The 16,764-nt window shown below is 44.9% G+C and carries 15 protein-coding genes; all 15 read right to left on the minus strand.

Annotated features, from left to right (window positions below):
* Position 1 precedes the first annotated feature (1 nt).
* Entirely contained in the window at positions 2-334 is a 333-nt protein-coding gene (locus tag AC6I2O_RS08545; protein ID WP_289060029.1) for a hypothetical protein, read from the minus strand.
* Positions 331-507, minus strand: a complete 177-nt coding sequence (locus AC6I2O_RS08550) for a hypothetical protein (RefSeq protein WP_279115342.1) — start codon at positions 505-507, stop codon at positions 331-333. The genes AC6I2O_RS08545 and AC6I2O_RS08550 overlap by 4 nt, the downstream gene beginning before the upstream one ends.
* Positions 507-716, minus strand: coding sequence for a phage holin (locus AC6I2O_RS08555; RefSeq protein WP_497742405.1), 210 nt, complete (start codon positions 714-716; stop codon positions 507-509). The genes AC6I2O_RS08550 and AC6I2O_RS08555 overlap by 1 nt, the downstream gene beginning before the upstream one ends.
* A complete protein-coding gene (locus AC6I2O_RS08560) occupies positions 703-1,038 on the minus strand; it encodes a hypothetical protein (RefSeq protein ID WP_497742406.1) in 336 nt (111 codons plus the stop codon). Before AC6I2O_RS08560 ends, AC6I2O_RS08555 begins: the two co-directional genes overlap by 14 nt.
* Before the next feature lies 1 nt (position 1,039).
* Positions 1,040-2,257 (minus strand): reverse transcriptase domain-containing protein, encoded by a 1,218-nt coding sequence (locus AC6I2O_RS08565; protein WP_279115331.1) that lies wholly within the window; start codon positions 2,255-2,257, stop codon positions 1,040-1,042.
* Positions 2,258-2,461: 204 nt separating this feature from the next.
* A complete protein-coding gene (locus tag AC6I2O_RS08570) occupies positions 2,462-2,953 on the minus strand; it encodes a hypothetical protein (RefSeq protein WP_279115278.1) in 492 nt (163 codons plus the stop codon).
* Complete coding sequence (locus AC6I2O_RS08575; protein WP_279115276.1) at positions 2,950-3,093, minus strand: XkdX family protein; 144 nt, start codon at positions 3,091-3,093, stop codon at positions 2,950-2,952. The genes AC6I2O_RS08570 and AC6I2O_RS08575 overlap by 4 nt, the downstream gene beginning before the upstream one ends.
* A gap of 15 nt (positions 3,094-3,108) precedes the next feature.
* The gene (locus AC6I2O_RS08580) at positions 3,109-3,417 is read right to left on the minus strand and encodes a hypothetical protein (protein WP_289060030.1); all 309 of its coding nucleotides are present in this window, start codon (positions 3,415-3,417) and stop codon (positions 3,109-3,111) included.
* Positions 3,418-3,497: 80 nt separating this feature from the next.
* Positions 3,498-4,478, minus strand: a complete 981-nt coding sequence (locus tag AC6I2O_RS08585; RefSeq protein ID WP_497742407.1) for a hypothetical protein — start codon at positions 4,476-4,478, stop codon at positions 3,498-3,500.
* A gap of 18 nt (positions 4,479-4,496) precedes the next feature.
* The gene (locus AC6I2O_RS08590) at positions 4,497-4,823 is read right to left on the minus strand and encodes a hypothetical protein (RefSeq protein WP_279115268.1); all 327 of its coding nucleotides are present in this window, start codon (positions 4,821-4,823) and stop codon (positions 4,497-4,499) included.
* Positions 4,824-4,834: 11 nt separating this feature from the next.
* The gene (locus AC6I2O_RS08595) at positions 4,835-6,343 is read right to left on the minus strand and encodes a hypothetical protein (protein WP_497742408.1); all 1,509 of its coding nucleotides are present in this window, start codon (positions 6,341-6,343) and stop codon (positions 4,835-4,837) included.
* Between the two features lies 1 nt (position 6,344).
* Positions 6,345-7,418 (minus strand): siphovirus ReqiPepy6 Gp37-like family protein, encoded by a 1,074-nt coding sequence (locus AC6I2O_RS08600; protein ID WP_279115264.1) that lies wholly within the window; start codon positions 7,416-7,418, stop codon positions 6,345-6,347.
* 2 nt (positions 7,419-7,420) lie between these two features.
* A complete protein-coding gene (locus tag AC6I2O_RS08605) occupies positions 7,421-8,335 on the minus strand; it encodes a phage distal tail protein (RefSeq protein WP_289225371.1) in 915 nt (304 codons plus the stop codon).
* Positions 8,332-16,380 (minus strand): tape measure protein, encoded by an 8,049-nt coding sequence (locus AC6I2O_RS08610; protein WP_497742409.1) that lies wholly within the window; start codon positions 16,378-16,380, stop codon positions 8,332-8,334. Before AC6I2O_RS08610 ends, AC6I2O_RS08605 begins: the two co-directional genes overlap by 4 nt.
* Positions 16,377-16,754 carry an HK97 gp10 family phage protein gene (locus AC6I2O_RS08615; RefSeq protein ID WP_288878335.1) on the minus strand — a complete coding sequence of 126 codons (378 nt, stop codon included), beginning with the start codon at positions 16,752-16,754 and terminating at the stop codon, positions 16,377-16,379. The genes AC6I2O_RS08610 and AC6I2O_RS08615 overlap by 4 nt, the downstream gene beginning before the upstream one ends.
* Between the last annotated feature and the right edge of the window lie 10 nt (positions 16,755-16,764).

Here is a 16,764-nt window from a genome sequence, read left to right on the forward strand (position 1 = left end):
ATCAATCCACCTCTTCTGTCAGTTTCATTGTCCCTTTCGTGATAAAAGTATCCACTTCGCCGGTAGCCTTTGTAAGCTGAATATCATAGACGTACTTACCAAACGGTAGCATCTTTGTGTCTGCCGAATCCAATATCAACTTCATTGTATCAATGGGAATATCCTTTACCAAAAGAGGTTCCTCGTCCTCATAGCCTCTTTTCATTGCAAACCGTACCGAATCACCTTCGTTCGGAACATATGGATTCCCGTCCGACTGTGTAATTGATATGAGTGCCATGAAAGTATCACCTCTGGTAAGGGTAATGGTAGTGCCCTGAACATTATAGCTCATTTACATCCCTCTTTTTCCAAATATAAACCGGCTATCACACCGACAACAACCGATACAATAGCGGCATAAAGCAAAAACGCCAGCCCTCCGCAATTAAGCAGAATAACCAGCGAAAATACCAAAGCCGCTATGAAAATCCAGCATGACAACACAATCAGCAGGCATGTTTTCATTACTTGCCCTCCGTCTTGTTATACTGAGCCGAACTGATTCCCAGAAGAACCCCCAGGAAAGTATCAACGGCCGTGATTGTCCCGACTACCTGCTCGCCGTAGGGCAGCCCCCAGATTCCAGCCAGCGCGAAATATAACGTACCTGCTGCCGGAAGCAGATACTGTGCGATCCATTTCAAAGTGTCATAGGTTTTGTTACTCATGCTCATGATTTTGTTCCTCCTCGTATTGTGATTTGTGTATAGGTAATCTGTTTACCTCGTTCATGATTCTTTTGGCGGAGCCGTTACCGCCCATCTTTTCATACGGCTTATAGAGATACTCGTAAAGATTTTCATACTCATCGGAGGTGATGTAACCCCGTTCAATGTACTCCATTCCCAGATACATGATCCTGTCATGTCCCAATCCTATAAGCATCTCAGTTTTTACATCTTTTTTCTCAAGCCGCTTAGTTATGTAGGCCCACAGCCCAGAAGACGCAAGAACTGAGCTAAAAATAGTTAGTAATATTTGAAACCATTGTTCCATGTCATACCTCCTGTAAAATATTTTGTGACGACCTATCAAATATAACCAGCTTCTTGTTTACGACAGTAACCGTTTTGTCGAATAGGTCTTCATAAAGCCCGATAAGATTTCGCCTCTGCTGTTTGGATAATAATTTATAGAAACTGCCCATCCAACCACGAAACATATTCTCTACACCATCGTAAGAGATTTCCCCGTTCTGTACTTTGACTGCCAGTTTCTTTAACTTTCTCCTCATAGTAGTAACCCTTTCAGGATTTATGCGTTTGATTATTTTTCCATCCTTGGTAAGTGTATATCTTACTTGCAGGAATTTGTAAGTGCTGGAAATCCTAACGATTCTGGTTTTCTTCTCGTTGATATGGATACCAAGCTCCTTTGCTATTTTTCGGATATTATCAAGCAAGTCCAAAAGTTCTTCCCTGCTTGGATTCATGATGTACCAGTCATCCATATACCTCCCGTAAAACTTCTGACTTCTCACATACTTAATGTAGTTGTCAATTCGGTAAGGATAATAAATGCCTATGACTTGCGATAACTGATCTCCGATATTCACGGATTTACACATCCACTTCTCGCCAGTCAACTGTTCTTTCGGAATACTCCTATAATCCAGCTTATTGAATGTGTCATCCATACATCTGGCATACTCATCGTCAGTCATGTAAGATACATCAATCTTAAATCCGTCAAATATAAGTGTTAAAAGCCAGTCGATAAACTCGTCGTCATCGAACAGCTTCAACAATTCCCGCTTTGCAATCTCGTGAATAATATTGTCGTAGAATTTTGTGAAGTCGCCGAATAGAATCCATCCCTCATTCCCATACAGTCTATAGTATTTCCTAAGATGCACCACAAAGCGGTCTCTCTGATGTGAAATCCCGCGTCCTTTGATAGAAGCACCGTTATCATAAATGATATGTTTCTTGACTTCTGGTAACAGGATGTCGTCGCATAATACATGGCGGACGATTCGATCCTTAATTCGGATACTTGTGATAGGTCTTATACGGCCCCGTTCAGACAGCGTAAACTCCTCTGTTGGTCCATTTTGAAGAGTTCTGTCAAGAATTTCTTCTTGTATGGAAAAGATGTAGCGTAAGAAATTCATCATGAACTTCTGCGTTGTTTCTTTCCACTTGCTGCCTTTCACGGAAGCCTTATAAGCCTTGTACAAATTGTTGGCGTCAGACAAAATCTCTTCATACGTCATACCTATTCACCGTGATAGCAATATTTACCGTAGTAAATTGCGTCCAGCTTTACCATTTATCCTTGATGGAAAGGACAACATCTCCTTCTCGGTTGGTTAGACTGAGAATCCGGACGAACCCCGTTAGAGTTCGAGGCGTTGTTGTAGTTCGTATTGCCATTGTTGTTCACATTAGCGAAATTAGCCGAAGAAACGACGCGTTTATTAGATGTTGCCCTGCAAATACGATTTGATTCTGTTGTCGCGCTGACGCCATTTCTTTATCAATCCGATTTCTCGGTCGATAGCTTTGACATATCTGCCGTAAGTATTAACATCCACATTGAAAATCTCTACAATCCGCTGCAACTCTTTGATGATCTGCTCGCAGTTTACAATAGCGTTGTTCTGGTAGCTTCTCCTCTGCTCATACTCCAGCATAGAAGTGGGATAAGTGGAATTAGCCGCTCTGATATTATTGGTGAGTTGCGACGCCAGCAGGTCGATACGGTTCTTGAAGTTGGTCATAAGATACCTGTACTTCGCAAAATTTTCCGTTTCATCATCCCCGTAGGCATAACGAACTCTGACAAAGTGGTCTAAATCCTTTACCCCGAAATTTCTCTGCATAAAGTCTATAAGCATATCATGGAGTTCAATCGAATATGTAATGGCTTCAAATTTGGACTCTTTACGGTCGCTCACTAAGACACTCATTTATAGTCTTTCCCTGTGATCTCGACAAATTCTTCTTCTGTGATCCAGCCTTTTACTACGGCGTTACGAACGCGGTTCTCATCCCACAGCTTCCTGCCGTAGTAGTTCTTAACCTTGTCGTAATTCTTGCTATGTTCCATGGTGATCCTCCTTTCTTACAGGTCAACTTCACACATCATTGCGAGGTACTCAATGTCGGATTTGATTTTCGCCTGCTCCAGTTCCTTGAGAGTAATATCTCTAAGAACAAACCAGGACTTCCCGTCTACCTCCGTCACCTGCACCAGATCCATATTCTCATGTACCTCATCATGCTCACCATCGTTGATTATAACGGGGGAGCAATTCGACTGGAAAATTCCGGGGTCGATGGTCCCTTCAGAAATGAAATTATTACCGTTCATGGTAAGATTACCGATTTCTGTTCCATCAGCGAGGGTTATCTTATAGATTCTCTCATCCATTTTGATTCTTCCTTTCTTTTAACATAATTTTCAGTCACCTACATACGGTTTCCACAAAAAGGGGCACAAGGCCCCCGGATTTAGCCAACCAACCCGAAGACCGGACGAACCCCGGAAGAGTCCGAGGCGTTGCCGCAGTCCGCATTGCCATGGAAGTACACATAAGCGAAAGTAGCCGAAGAAACGACGTCTCTCAGCCAATACCAATATCTTCCAGGATTGATGAACCTCGGATACATCTTCATGAGCGCCAACTGTGTCTTGTCGATGGTATAACGGTTCGGAACGAAAGAACCGTCACCAGCCGGCGTAAACACCAAACTTCCGTACATCATGATCTCGTTCGGCAGCTCCACCGTAGAGTCATACCATGCTCCTGCCGACGGATATCCATTTGACACCGCATTTGTCAGATACTCTCTATGATTGAGAATATTCGCAGAGCCGAACGCCGAATTCACCAGCGTCTTGGCATTGGCGAGATTTGCTGTATACATCTGGGAGCCAACATAGCCGCCAGTCGTGATGTTGGTTTCATTCATCTTGGCAGAGTAAAGAGACTGATCCGGCATAATTACCAGATGAGGAGTTGTGCAGGAAGTATCGCCGGAATTCAGCCAGTAGTTGATATCGACAATTCTCCAGGTACGGTCGCCGATACTCCAGTAGTCCCCGATAAAGAATCCTTTGAACGTTCCGGCTTTGATCTGGGCTTTCTGCGCAGCCGTAAAAGCTGTCCCAAGATTCTTGCCGCGGAAAATATTTCTGCGCTGCTCCACAGAAATAACCTCGTCCAAAATCCCCCAAAAAGCATCGTTGACCGTGATGCCCTTGTTGCCATCCGCAGCGCCAAGAAGAATCCTGTCACTCGCAGAAACAGCGCTAACCTGCGTAAGCTGAGAAACATTCATCTTAGCAAGATAATCCTGCGAAGAACTTATCGCCACAAGCGCCCCAAGCAAATCCCTTGCCAAAATTGTTTTTGTCCCGCCGTCACCATCCACAAGCAGGACGTTGTTGTCGAGAAGTTGTGTCACTTTTTCATAATCTGTAATCTTCATACTTCATCACCTTTCTTTTTAATTTGTAACAAATATAGCTTGACTGAGGATTGGATTATTTCCGCTGTCAAGAATTTGTTCTGTTGAATATCCCTTACCGTTCAGGTCTCTTGATTTACTGTCCTTAACCGTTTCGCTATTAGAATCTAACAGCAGATAAATACCCCTTCTGGCATTGTCTCTGAGGTATCCTGAAACCTGAAATTCCGGCGGTATGCCCTCCATAAATTTTGCCAACAGACCCGAGTATGTACGGCTTTCAATCGGATTCCCAAGGTTATCCATAACCGGCTCTTTTATCGAATCTGTAATTGCCTGTAAATATACAAAGGTATTGTCAAACATAAGCGCCTCCTTTACTTTGTGACGAATATGGTTTTGCCTCTGATAACATCGCCTTTATCATCAAGGAGTTGCTCGGTACGGTCGGTATCGGGATTATCAACATACAGCCATGTTCCGCCGTCAGTCAGAATCTGATAAACCGTAAATTCATTGGCAAGCCCGTCAAATGCCTGCTCAATAGCCGATAAACGCCTCTTTACGTCTTCTAGTTCCTTTCCAACATCAGACTCTTTCTCAACAACGAACGTGACACGTTTCCCTTCAATCGGCTCGTTATTCCCATCAAAAATAGCCTTATCCGACGAATCGTTAAGGCTGTCATAGATCGAATGGGTATTTGTAAGCTCATTTTGAAATTCTTCAAACTTATCCATTCGCTCATTGAGAGCGACAAGTTTGTTAGCGAATGCGGAAATGTCTTCACCGTCAAGAAGTTCCTTAATAGAATCCCACCAATCTCGAAAATCTTTGTCGATTGAGTTCTTCCATGCGGAATATTCTTCCGTGTTTCCGTTCACATAATCGTAGAACCATGCCTGCCATAAATCTTTCCAGTTCGCATTTGCCGTCTGCATCTCCGTGGTCTGATTATTAAAAAATTCCTCCCACTGATGCTCCCAGTTCAGATATGCTTCCTGAATCTCTGTCGTCTGTGCCTGGAACCACGTCCTCCACTGGTTTTTCCAGAAAGTGCTGTACTCCGTAAAATCGTCGGTTACAAGCTTCTTCCAATAGGCTAACTCCCTGCTACTGTTGTTGACATAGTCATAGAACCACTTTTGCCACATGTCCTTCCAATACTCAGCCGTATCGGTAATTTCATTTGCGTGGGCGTTAAAAAATTCCTCCCACTGATGCTCCCAGTTCAGATATGCTTCCTGAATCTCTGTCGTCTGTGCCTGGAACCACGTCCTCCACTGGTTTTTCCAGAAAGTATTTGCAGCTTCCATGTCCGCCGTCTGAGCGCCGTAAAAAGCCTTCCACTGATCTCCCCACTGTGCTACAAGAGCGTCAATAGACATCTTTTCCAGTGGAGCAGTAACAAACGGACACGCAGACGTTCCCACACAATTTGTAATGTTCGCCTGCCGTATCGAAGTCACACCAGCGTTGACACGGATATAGGCAAGCGGATACTGCCATCTGTCGTTTGTCTTGATCATCGTCGGGTTCTTCGGACTGGATGCCGGAGTACCTTTGATAATCTTAATAGAATTCGCTCTAACAGATTCGCGTGCGTCGACTTCCAGAACAACCGCATCAATTCTGTTTAGAAGAACTTCCGATATAGGAACCGTCAACGGAAGCAATGCATCATTCAGAGTCCATGTATGATTAAACCAGGCCCGTCCGATGCCGACATTCACCATCATGCCTTCGGATTCTTTAACAACCATTGCCGTTCCGTAATGCTGTAAAACTCCATCCCGGATGATGCCGTCAAAAATACTTGACATTTGAATCGCATCGTATTTTCGATCGCCATTTTTTGAGTTATAAAACCCACATGTCACACTCATATCACACCGCCTCCTGTTCTATCGTTTTAAATGTAGGGTATACAGAGTTACCGTCTTCATCTTCGGACATAACGATTTCAACGATTCTCGCTTTCGTTTCATGTCCGTATTCGTTGGCGATCTGAACGACATCTCCGTTGAAGAAGTCCTCTCCATACCTGAACATAACGGTTGTTTCCACCTGCCCCTCAAATGAGGTTACATCCGTGTTCTCTGCCAACTTTTCTTTTCCCCGCTGCTGTAACTGAGCCGTGTATTCCGCATCAGATAAGACAACCCCGTCTCCAACATCAGAAGAAATATCCCTTGCGTCCGTAAAAAGCTCCCGCCTATTTAATCCACTTCCCCCGCCAACAGTCGTATACTTTCTTGCAGAACCCTCACCTTCACCGCCAACCAGAGTAACGGTCTTCAGTGCAGACTTAGATTCCACATAATTACTGTTGATGATGTTTTCAAATTTGGGGGAAAATACGACATAAGGATTCGCCGACTGGTCATAGGAACGATCCGTCCCGGCATACAGCTTAAATACGAACTGTTTATTGTTGTTAAGAGTCACCTTGAAACCTATGCTTCTCTCACTACAGATTTTGTTAATTACATCATACAGATTATCGCCGGTATACTGCGCATCAATCTTCAGTGACGTAATAGCGGGATCAGTTGACGCTTCAAAGATAAAGTTACTTATTCTCCTTGTGCTGTCTGCTGGAGATATTACATTCTCATTCAGCAGAGTACGGATTCCATTTTGAAGATTTCCGGTTATGGTCTTTTGTCCCCAGACAATCCGGCGGTCAAGAATAGATTCCAATGATCTGCCAGTAACCGTGATATGGTTCCCATTCTCGGAATCAGAAGCAATTCGTATCTTTTCGATAATCATAACGTGTTCCGACTCGCGGTTCTGCAAATAATAATCCTGTCTGATGTAACTGAGAATAGTCTCTGTCATCGAGGTAAAAAGCTCGAAATCTCCATATTCATAATACCGGTCAGTCCAGATGAACGATTCGTAGACATCAACGATGGATACGGCGTCAAGATTCGTGTTAAGAACTGTTACATCCATACCTATACCCCCTCGTAAATGACTCGATTTTCAATCTTAAACTGTAGGTTTGTACTCCCTTCTTCAGCCGTATACGCAAAGACGTTATCGCCCTTTGCGAGCTGGAACCAATCGGCATTCTTGTCAAGGCAGTTGAGTATGTTCGTGGTTTTACCGTTTCTAAGCAGCGTGATTGATTTCTTGCCTTTCACAGTACAAATAGTGATTTCATCACCTGCCACAATCCCGGAACCGGTAAAAGACGCCAACTTATTTGTGTCAATCCTCATAATCTCTCTTGTGCCAGTATTGTAGATGGTAATGTTGCGTGCTTCTCCGATTGCATGAATCGTAATAGTCACACCAATTTCTGCATCACCGCTATAAACAACCACTTTTTCCATCTGGTTCTGAATCCACCCCATTTCGATCAGACACTCATAAAGGGATTCATTACTGAACGGAAACTCGAATAACGGTTCGACACCATAAAAAATAGTAGTGTTTACTCCGTCTTTTCCGGCAGAATAAAAAAAAGGATTCGGACATACGATTGAAATGTCAGAACCCTCATCCTTGCTGAATATGTTTGGATCGTTTGCTTCTGTATAGCCCTCAATCTCCGCCTGCCTGTTGTCCGTCTCGATAAGCAGGGTGAGTTTTTTCTTGATTGGGAAAAATTTATATGAGAGCTGGCGCACATCCTCGATTGTACTCTGCCATAGATATTTCAATGATATTACAATGTTACGGCTCGGGAGCCTAGACGAATTATATAGACTTCCATCGTTTGTCGCTATTTCTGTCATGTTAATATTCGCTTTTCCAGATCCCAAACCGGTAACTGAAGTGACGACGAAGCCGGATTCCTCCGGCCGCGCCAAATCAAGTTTGATACTATCGCCAAGATAGTTCGTAACAGTGATTGATTTAATCATGCTTTCACCATCCTTTCAAATGCCGAGAACTGATTGTTCGTCTGACGATAAAGTTCAACTCTCGACAATGACTTAGGCGAGTAGTTATTTTGTGTAAAGGTAAACGTACTGTTTGTGTTAGGTTTTCCACCTCCATTTTGAATTTCCGAGGTACGGTCTTTGTTCATGCTGGCGCTGATGGATAATGCCTGCGTTCTGCTCAACATAGTGTTCAGCTTGCCGATCCTCGACTCCACGTTCGACAAATCAAGAACAGGCCGGATTGTCGGCTCCGCATCAATACCATTAGTAATGAAATCCTTAATCTTGGAAATTGCATTGCCTAGACCGGTTTTAGCGGCAGTTGCCATATCAGAACTTACATCGTATGCTTTATCTTCATAGTCGCCAATAGCATTGACAAATGCTACGCCAAAGTAATCACCAATCCGATAACCTACTTTGGAAGGTGAGTGCTCATCCAGTTCCTTTTCAGCAGCTCTTGCCGCAGCCGCTGCCATCGCTCTTGCTTTTGCCTCGGCCTTATACGCATTCTCACTAATACCAGATGCAAACCCATCTACAAGGTAAGAACCAGCACTATAGAACTGGTCTCTATAACCTTTAACGGCATTAACTGCATTACTAAGGCTTGATGTAAATGAATCTTTGACATTGGCATCTTTGCTTTTTACACCCGAAATGAGTTTTTCCATGCACCCTCTGCCGACCGCCTCAAACTCAGCGTATTTGTTTTTGATAGCTGTTAAGCATCCACTGATAATCGTGGTGAATGTCGTGCGAGCCTCATTATCTTTGGACTTTACACCAGCGATAAACTTAACCATCGTCTGAGTACCCACTGTCTGAAATTCCGTATACTTGTTCTTAATAGCTGTCAGACATCCGTTCATGATGTTTGTATACGTAGTTCTGGCATTGTTGTCCTGAGATTTTACACCAGCAATGAATTTAATCATAGTTTGTGTTCCAACAGTTTGGAACTCAGCGTATTTGTTCTTGATAGCCGTTAAACACCCACTGATAATCGTGGTAAATGTCGTCCGGGCAGTATTATCCTGCGATTTCACTCCTGCAATAAATTTTACCATTAACGTAGAACCAACTGTCTGGAACTCCGGCTGCTTAGCCTTTATTGCTGTCAATACCGCCTGCACAATATTTGTGAAAGTGGTGGTTGTGTCAGACTTCTTGGCATTCGCGCCGTTGATAAAAGCCGTCAGCATATTAGAAGCTGCGGCCTTAACTTTTGATTCTGCATTATTGAACGCATTGATGAAACCTGTGACACCAGTTTCTCCGAGTTTTGTCAATGCGGAACTAAATGATGTCATTCCGCTAACATCCAGTCCCACCATCCCCTTCGCCATTTCAACCAATCGGTTTGTCTGGGTAATAACACTGGAAAGTACACCAGTATCAACACCGCTTATATAGGCATAATAAGAGCTGAAATAGGAACCAAATGAACTCATGTCCTTACCGAAATCAGCAAGGCTTACGTCTTTAGAGAACCACCCTCCTTCTTCCGGAAGACTCTTTTGTAACTCAACGATTGAGCTGGCCGCATTAGTTGTGGCTGTGACAATACCGGCGTCAACATTCTTCATGTAATCTGAATACTGTGCAAAGTTTTTACCGAACAATATCAGACTCTCTCCAAATGCACCAATATCATTACTGCCCGTAAACCAGCTTACCACTCCTCCTGTATTCGGAAGTGTATTCGCCAATTCCACTAATGCCTTGCCTGCTGTAGCCGAATTTGTGATAGCTTCTACGTCTATTCCGGATATAGCGTCGGAATAAGATTTCATCGCCTCACCAAAAGGTGTCAACTGTTCACCGAACTGGCTCATGTCCTTACCACCTGTGAACCAGCCAACGACTCCTCCCGTATTCGGAACGGTATTCGCCAATTCAATCAGCGCTTTACCTGCTGTTGTGGAGTTTATAACTGCGTCAGAATTGATACCCGTTACTGCAAGAGAATACTCTTTCATTGCCTCGCCAAAAGGTACGATCCCACTGGCAAAAGATGCCAAATCGTTTTCTCCGGTAAACCAGCCAACGACTCCGCCTGTAGTTGGAAGTGTTTTCGCCAACTCGATCAATGCCAGACCCGCCGTAGTCGAATTAACAACAGCATCTGCATTGATACCTGTTACTGCCAGAGAATATGATTTCATCGCTTCACCAAAAGGCGTAATACCTTTAGCAAATGATTCCAGATCGTTATCCCCTGCAAACCAGCTCACAACGCCGCCAGTCTTCGGAAGATTTGCTTCCAGGGCAGCTAATGCTTGTGCTGCTGTAGCAGACGCTGTTACTGCTTCCGGGTTGATTCCATTGATAGCATTGCTGTAGGACAACATTGCTTCTCCGAATGGAATTAGTCGTTCCGCAAACTCGCCCAAGTCGGTATCCCCGGTAATCCAACCTGATATGCCGCCAACATCCGGAAGATTTGCTTCCAATTCTGATAAACTTTGCGCCGCCGTAGCCGACGCTGTTACTGCACTTGGATTTACTCCAATCACGGCATCCGAATATAATTTCATTGCTTCGCCGAATGGAATCAACTCTCTTGCAAAACTCGCAAGGCTGTTTCCGCCATTCATGATTTCGGAAAGTCCACCAATAGCTGGAAGATTTCCCTCTAAAGTTGCCAAACTTTGTGCCGCAGTTGCGGATGCTGTTACTGCCGATGGGTTAATGCCGCTTACTGCATCTGAATATGATTTCATTGCCTCGCCAAAAGGTATGATACTCTTTGCAAAGCTCGCCAAATCGTTATCCCCTGCAAACCAACTCACAACGCCGCCGCTGTTATCCAGGCCATTTGACAACTCTGCCAATGCTAAACCTGCTGTCGCGGACGCCGTCACAGCTTCTGCATCAATACCGGCAACCGCATCTCCGTACTTTTTCATTGCCGCACCGAACACAACGATTTGTTCCCCGAATGTATCAAGATCATTGTTTCCAGTAAACCAGCTTACAACGCCGCCGGTATTCGGTACTGTATTGGCTAATTCCGTTAAAGCCAAGCCTGCCGTAGCAGACGCTGTTACTGCTTCTCCATCAATACCCGCAACGGCATCGCCATACGCTTTCATGGCTTCGCCAAAAGGAACAATCTGCTCCCCAAAGGTATCGAGGTCATTATTCCCGGTGAACCAACTTACAACTCCACCAGTGTTGGGAACTGTATTAGCAAGCTCTGTCAATGCCTTGCCTGCTATTGTAGAAGCCTGTATCGATTCAGAATTGATTCCTGCTACGGAATCGCCATATAACTTCATAGCTTCTCCAAAAGGCACAAGCTGTTCCGCAAAGTCCCCCAAATCATTGTTTCCAGCAAACCAACCCACTACGCCGCCGGTATTCGGTACTGTATTGGCTAATTCGGTTAAAGCCTGTCCGGCAATCGCCGAACTTTCAATGGATGCACCGTCAATTCCGGATACAGCTTCACCATACGCTTTCATCGCTTCGCCAAAAGGAACCAACTGAGCCGCAAACTGATCCATGTCGTTTTCACCCATGAACCAGCCAACAACCCCGCCACTGTTAGGAAGATTGGACGCCATTTCAGCAAGCGCTTTTGCCGCTGTTGCTGATGCCGTTACCGTTTCAGGATTTATTCCAGAAATCGCATTCGAGTAAGCTTTCATAGCCGTGCCAAAAGGCACAAGCTCTTCGGCAAAATCCGAAAGTGAAGAACCGCCAGTAAACCAAGAAGTCAACCCCTGTAAAATATCAGCAGCGGTAAGTATAAGAATTGTTTCGCTAAGTGCCTTTACACCCTCCATCATCGAAGCATCTATCGCTTTAGCTCCTTCAATGAATGGCTGAATATTCATCATAAATCCTGATAAATCAGAACCGATTTGTGGGAACTGGCTTGACACACCGCTCATGAATCCGCCAACGATACCGCCGACAAACTGACCGATAGCCGTGCCTATCCCCTGTAATAACTTGCCTCCTTCTCCAATAAGCCAAGATAATCCAGGAATCTGGGCTAACGCGCCTACTGCTGCTAATACCAAAGCTAATTCGGCAATGACAACACCCATACCGAGCACTCCAGCCATAGCTTGTGGAATAAGTCCAGCAACGGCACCTAACGCCACCATAATAGCGGAGAGTAAACCGATGCCAGCGATACCTTTTACAAGTACGTCAACATCAATTCCGCTCAGAGCATCTATAACTCCAGAGAAGAAAGCCATAAGAACATTTATCGCCGACTGAATAAGTTTCGGCAAATTCCTCTCAATTCCATCAAGAATTGCAATCAGGAACTGGAATATAGAATCCACGATTGAAGGCGTATATGCAACCAGAGCCTCCAAAACCCCTGCAATCAGTGTTAAAGCACCGTCTGCTATAGCAGGCACGCACTCGACCAGCACATCAACAAGGGTTAATACAACCGCCTTGATTGTTTCGCCGATAACAGGCGCACTGGCGGTAATTACTTTGCACAATTCAACGATTGCCTCGCCGACTTTGGCAACGATTGCCGGTATAAGACCTGCCACGCCTGTAATGATGACTGTCAAACCGGCAACAACAGCCGTAGCGCCAGCAGTAAGAGAGGCGGCAAAAGCCGTAAACCCAACCGCCAACGCAGACAGACCCAATCCTGCCGCCAAAAGCCCTGCACCGATAGCCACTACCCCAACACCAATCAGAGCAAACGCTCCGCTCAATGCGAGAATTGTTCCGACAAGTGGCGTGAGAACAGACCCGGCAACCCCGAGAACCGTAAATGCCCCGGCAATCGTAATCAAACCTTTTGCAATTCCTCCCCAACTCATAGCACCCAAAACGCTGAGAACCGGAGTCAAAACTGCCAAAGCCGTAGCCGCCACAAGCATTGCTGCCGAACCAGCCAACGTACCTTTCATGAGATTCAGACCAATCGCAAGTTCAGCTAATGCGCCTCCCATTGCCACCAGTCCTTTTGCAATCTCTTCCCAGGAGAACTTACCCATCTTGCCTAAAGCATCCGCAATAATCTCAAGAGCTGCACCAACTACGATAAGACCTGTTCCGATACCGACCATATTCTTAGGCATCAGATTTGTAGCTATAGCAACCTCCGCCAAAGCTCCGCCCATTGCTACAAGACCTTTTGCAATTTCTTGCCATGAAAATCTCGCAAAATCTCCCATCGCTGATGCAAATATCTTCATGGCAGCCGCTATCTCAACCAGAGCAAGCCCTGAAGAAATAACGTGCTTTGCATTTCCAGTAAGTTTTGTAAATGCCGCGACTTCTAAAAGCAACGCTCCAACCGCAGTAAGCCCTTTTCCTATTTCACCCCATTGCATCTGAGCAAAATCGCCACATACCGAAGCCAGCACTTTTAAAGCTGCCGACATGATAAGCATTCCCGTAGCTGTAGACATCGCCTTTCCACTGAACTTTGCAGTATTCAAGAAAACATCTACTTCAGCCAGAAGAACGCCGACTCCAAGCAATCCTTTCGCCATATCTTCCCAGCTTAAACCACTGAGACTCTTAACGGCAGAAGCCAGAACCTTAATCGCTGCGGCAAATATAACCATGGCGGTTGCATTGGACATGGCTTTCTTGTTGAACTTCGCTGTGGCCATAAAAACATCGAGTTCCGCCAACAATACACCAACACCAACCAAACCTCTTGCCAGTTCACTCCAGCTAAGACTTGCCATCTTTTTCACCGCACTTGATAAGACAAGAACCGCGCCAGCAAATACGACAAGTTTTGTGGCTCCCTTACCAGACACTCCTCCCAGCTTATTAAACGCCGCCATAGCAGCTATCAGCTCCGTCATCATGACTGCGATTGCTCCAAGAGAACCAGTAAGCTTATCACTGTCAACAAGAGAAATAGCCACGATTGACGCTGCCAAAATACCAATAGCAGTAGCAATCTTTATCAGTGTTCCAGCCTTTAACTGATTTTGGTACTCTTCAAAGCACCCCCTTACTCCATCAAGAATGCCTGTCACGTTTTCCATGATGTCGCCAAGACTATCCAACGGATTGGAAAGGCTGTTTATGAACTTGGTAAGACCAACCGCAATACTACCGAGGGATAAGCCATTCAGCAAATCGATGATTCCGCTAAAGTCAGCGTTTCCCAGTTTTTCAATAATCGTATCCGCCAAACCGCCGATAACCTGTGCGATTCCACCGACAATGGTTTTTACACCGTTCCATAAAGCCTGAAGCAACTGCAAGAATTTACACTTTGAAAGAGCTTCACCCATCGCACCGATTGCGATAATAACTCCGCCTTTCATATCCCCGGCCGCTTCCCCAACCTGGGACATTCTGATATGGATTCTTTCGAGCATGGAATGCAGTAATTCCAGACCGGGAATTTTAATTTTCTCTTTAAGAGTGTTCAGAAAATCTGTGACGGATTTCTTAATCGCATCCAAATCCGGAAGATTAAATTTATCTTTTACTTCCTTTGCGAAATCCTTGAACGCATTGGCTGCTTTCCCTACGAAGTCGATGACTCCCTGAACGGATTTTCCGAAAATATCATTCTTTTTAACGAACTCATCAATGCTTACCAGAAAATCGCCAATATTTCCTGTTACACTCAGAACTCCTCCGCCAAGAGTTTTGAAACCGCCAAATAATGGGGTGACGGCTTTGAACAAGGCCGAAAACGCCTGTTTGCCAATATCCAATACGGCAAATATACCCTTGAATGTTCTTTTCAGGTTCGCCGATGCCGTATCACTAAGCTTCAAATGGGAAGTAAACTCTCTCAGGGCAATCGTCATATTATAAAGCTGCTGAGATGTCGTAGGAGGAAATATCTCCCTGAACGCATCCTTCACGGGCTTTACGACGCTGACCAATGCTCCAAACCCATTCTTCACAGCATCAATAACCGCGGTCCTGCCGCCAAGGTCCTTCCATCCCTGTAACATGGAGTTCCGGGCATCCGACATAGCGTCAATCATGCCGCCGAAATAGTTACTGGCATCCGTCCACATGGCTTTAGCTTCATTAAAATCACCGAACAAAATTTCCCATGTCATAGCCCAGCCAGAACCAACTGCTTCTTTAAGCGTGTCCATTAACTGAGTAAATGTTTTGACTTCCTGCGCTGCTGCAAAAGCCTTTTTACCAATGTCCGTCGTCTCGTCAGCATAATCCCTCAGTGTGTTGACAAGAACATCTGTTGTCATCCACTGATACTGCAAGCTGTCGTTGAAATTCTTGGTGGCGTCAATCGCCTCATCCATTGTAGAACCCTGATTGTTTTCGGTAAGAACACGGTACATGCCATCTGTAGTCTTTTCAACTGTTCCGGCAGCCACAGCCGCTTCAAGAAGCTGCGTTTTAAACTCTACAGTTGCCATGTTAGCATTCTCAATCGACTTCCAGTCAATCAGCTTTACATAGCCTGCCGACAATGCCTGGGCAAAGTTATACATAGCTCTTGAAGCTTCATTTGCATTAGCGCCTGAAACAGCCGCCTCATTTGAGATACCCTGAATAGCCATTACAGCGTCTTCAAGTTTGACTCCCGCATTCGTAAATTTACCAATATTGGAAGTCATATCTGCAAATGAATAAATTGTCCTGTCGGCATAAGTGTTCAGTTCATTCAGATACTTATTCACATCTTCCAACGAAGCGCCGGTACTCATCATGATTGTCTGAATAGACCCCATTTTCAGTTCGTACTCGGCAAAGCCATCTTTGATAGGTTCGATGGTAAGCGAATGAAGCATCTGTTTTCCTGTATTGATAACTGAGTTCGTTATGTTCGCAAGGGCAGTTACCGCCATGACCTCCAACGCTGAGAACCTGGCCTGAACCGTTTGGACCGCGCTGGAAAGTCCAGACATATCGCAGTTTTTTGATGCCGCGTTAATACCCTCCAGACCTTTTACCGCACCGTCAAGATTCAGGCTACGCTTGAGCTTGTCGAGAGTTGACAAGCTGGTCTGAACATTACTTTCAAATTGCCTGTTGTCAAACCGCATCTCGACAACTCTTTCGTCAATCGTTGAACTCATAGCTTAGTAACCTCCCTCCATGCGTCATTTGCGATTTTGTCAAAAATAGGCTGGATAGCAGGATTGATATAATCTCGCCCCTGTACCCAGCCGCCGTTTCGGGTTCCGTGTCCATACTGCAAAATAATCGCAATCGGAACTCCATTTTGAATATTTGAATTTTTAAACGTAATTGATACTCTTCCGTTTTGGTGTTTGATTTCGTATGACCATGAGCTGGCGGTTAAGCCAGTATCAACCGGAGTTGCAGACGCAAGAGCAGCTACTCCTTCCTTGCCATACTTATCAAGGTCGCTAAGTTTAACGACCGATTTGACTTTCTCCAGATAACGTGTCAGTTTGGAGAAGTCGCCCTTTTGTCTGAACGTTATCATATGGAATTCT

The sequence above is a fragment of the Blautia sp. St.27G3 genome (assembly GCF_059728505.1).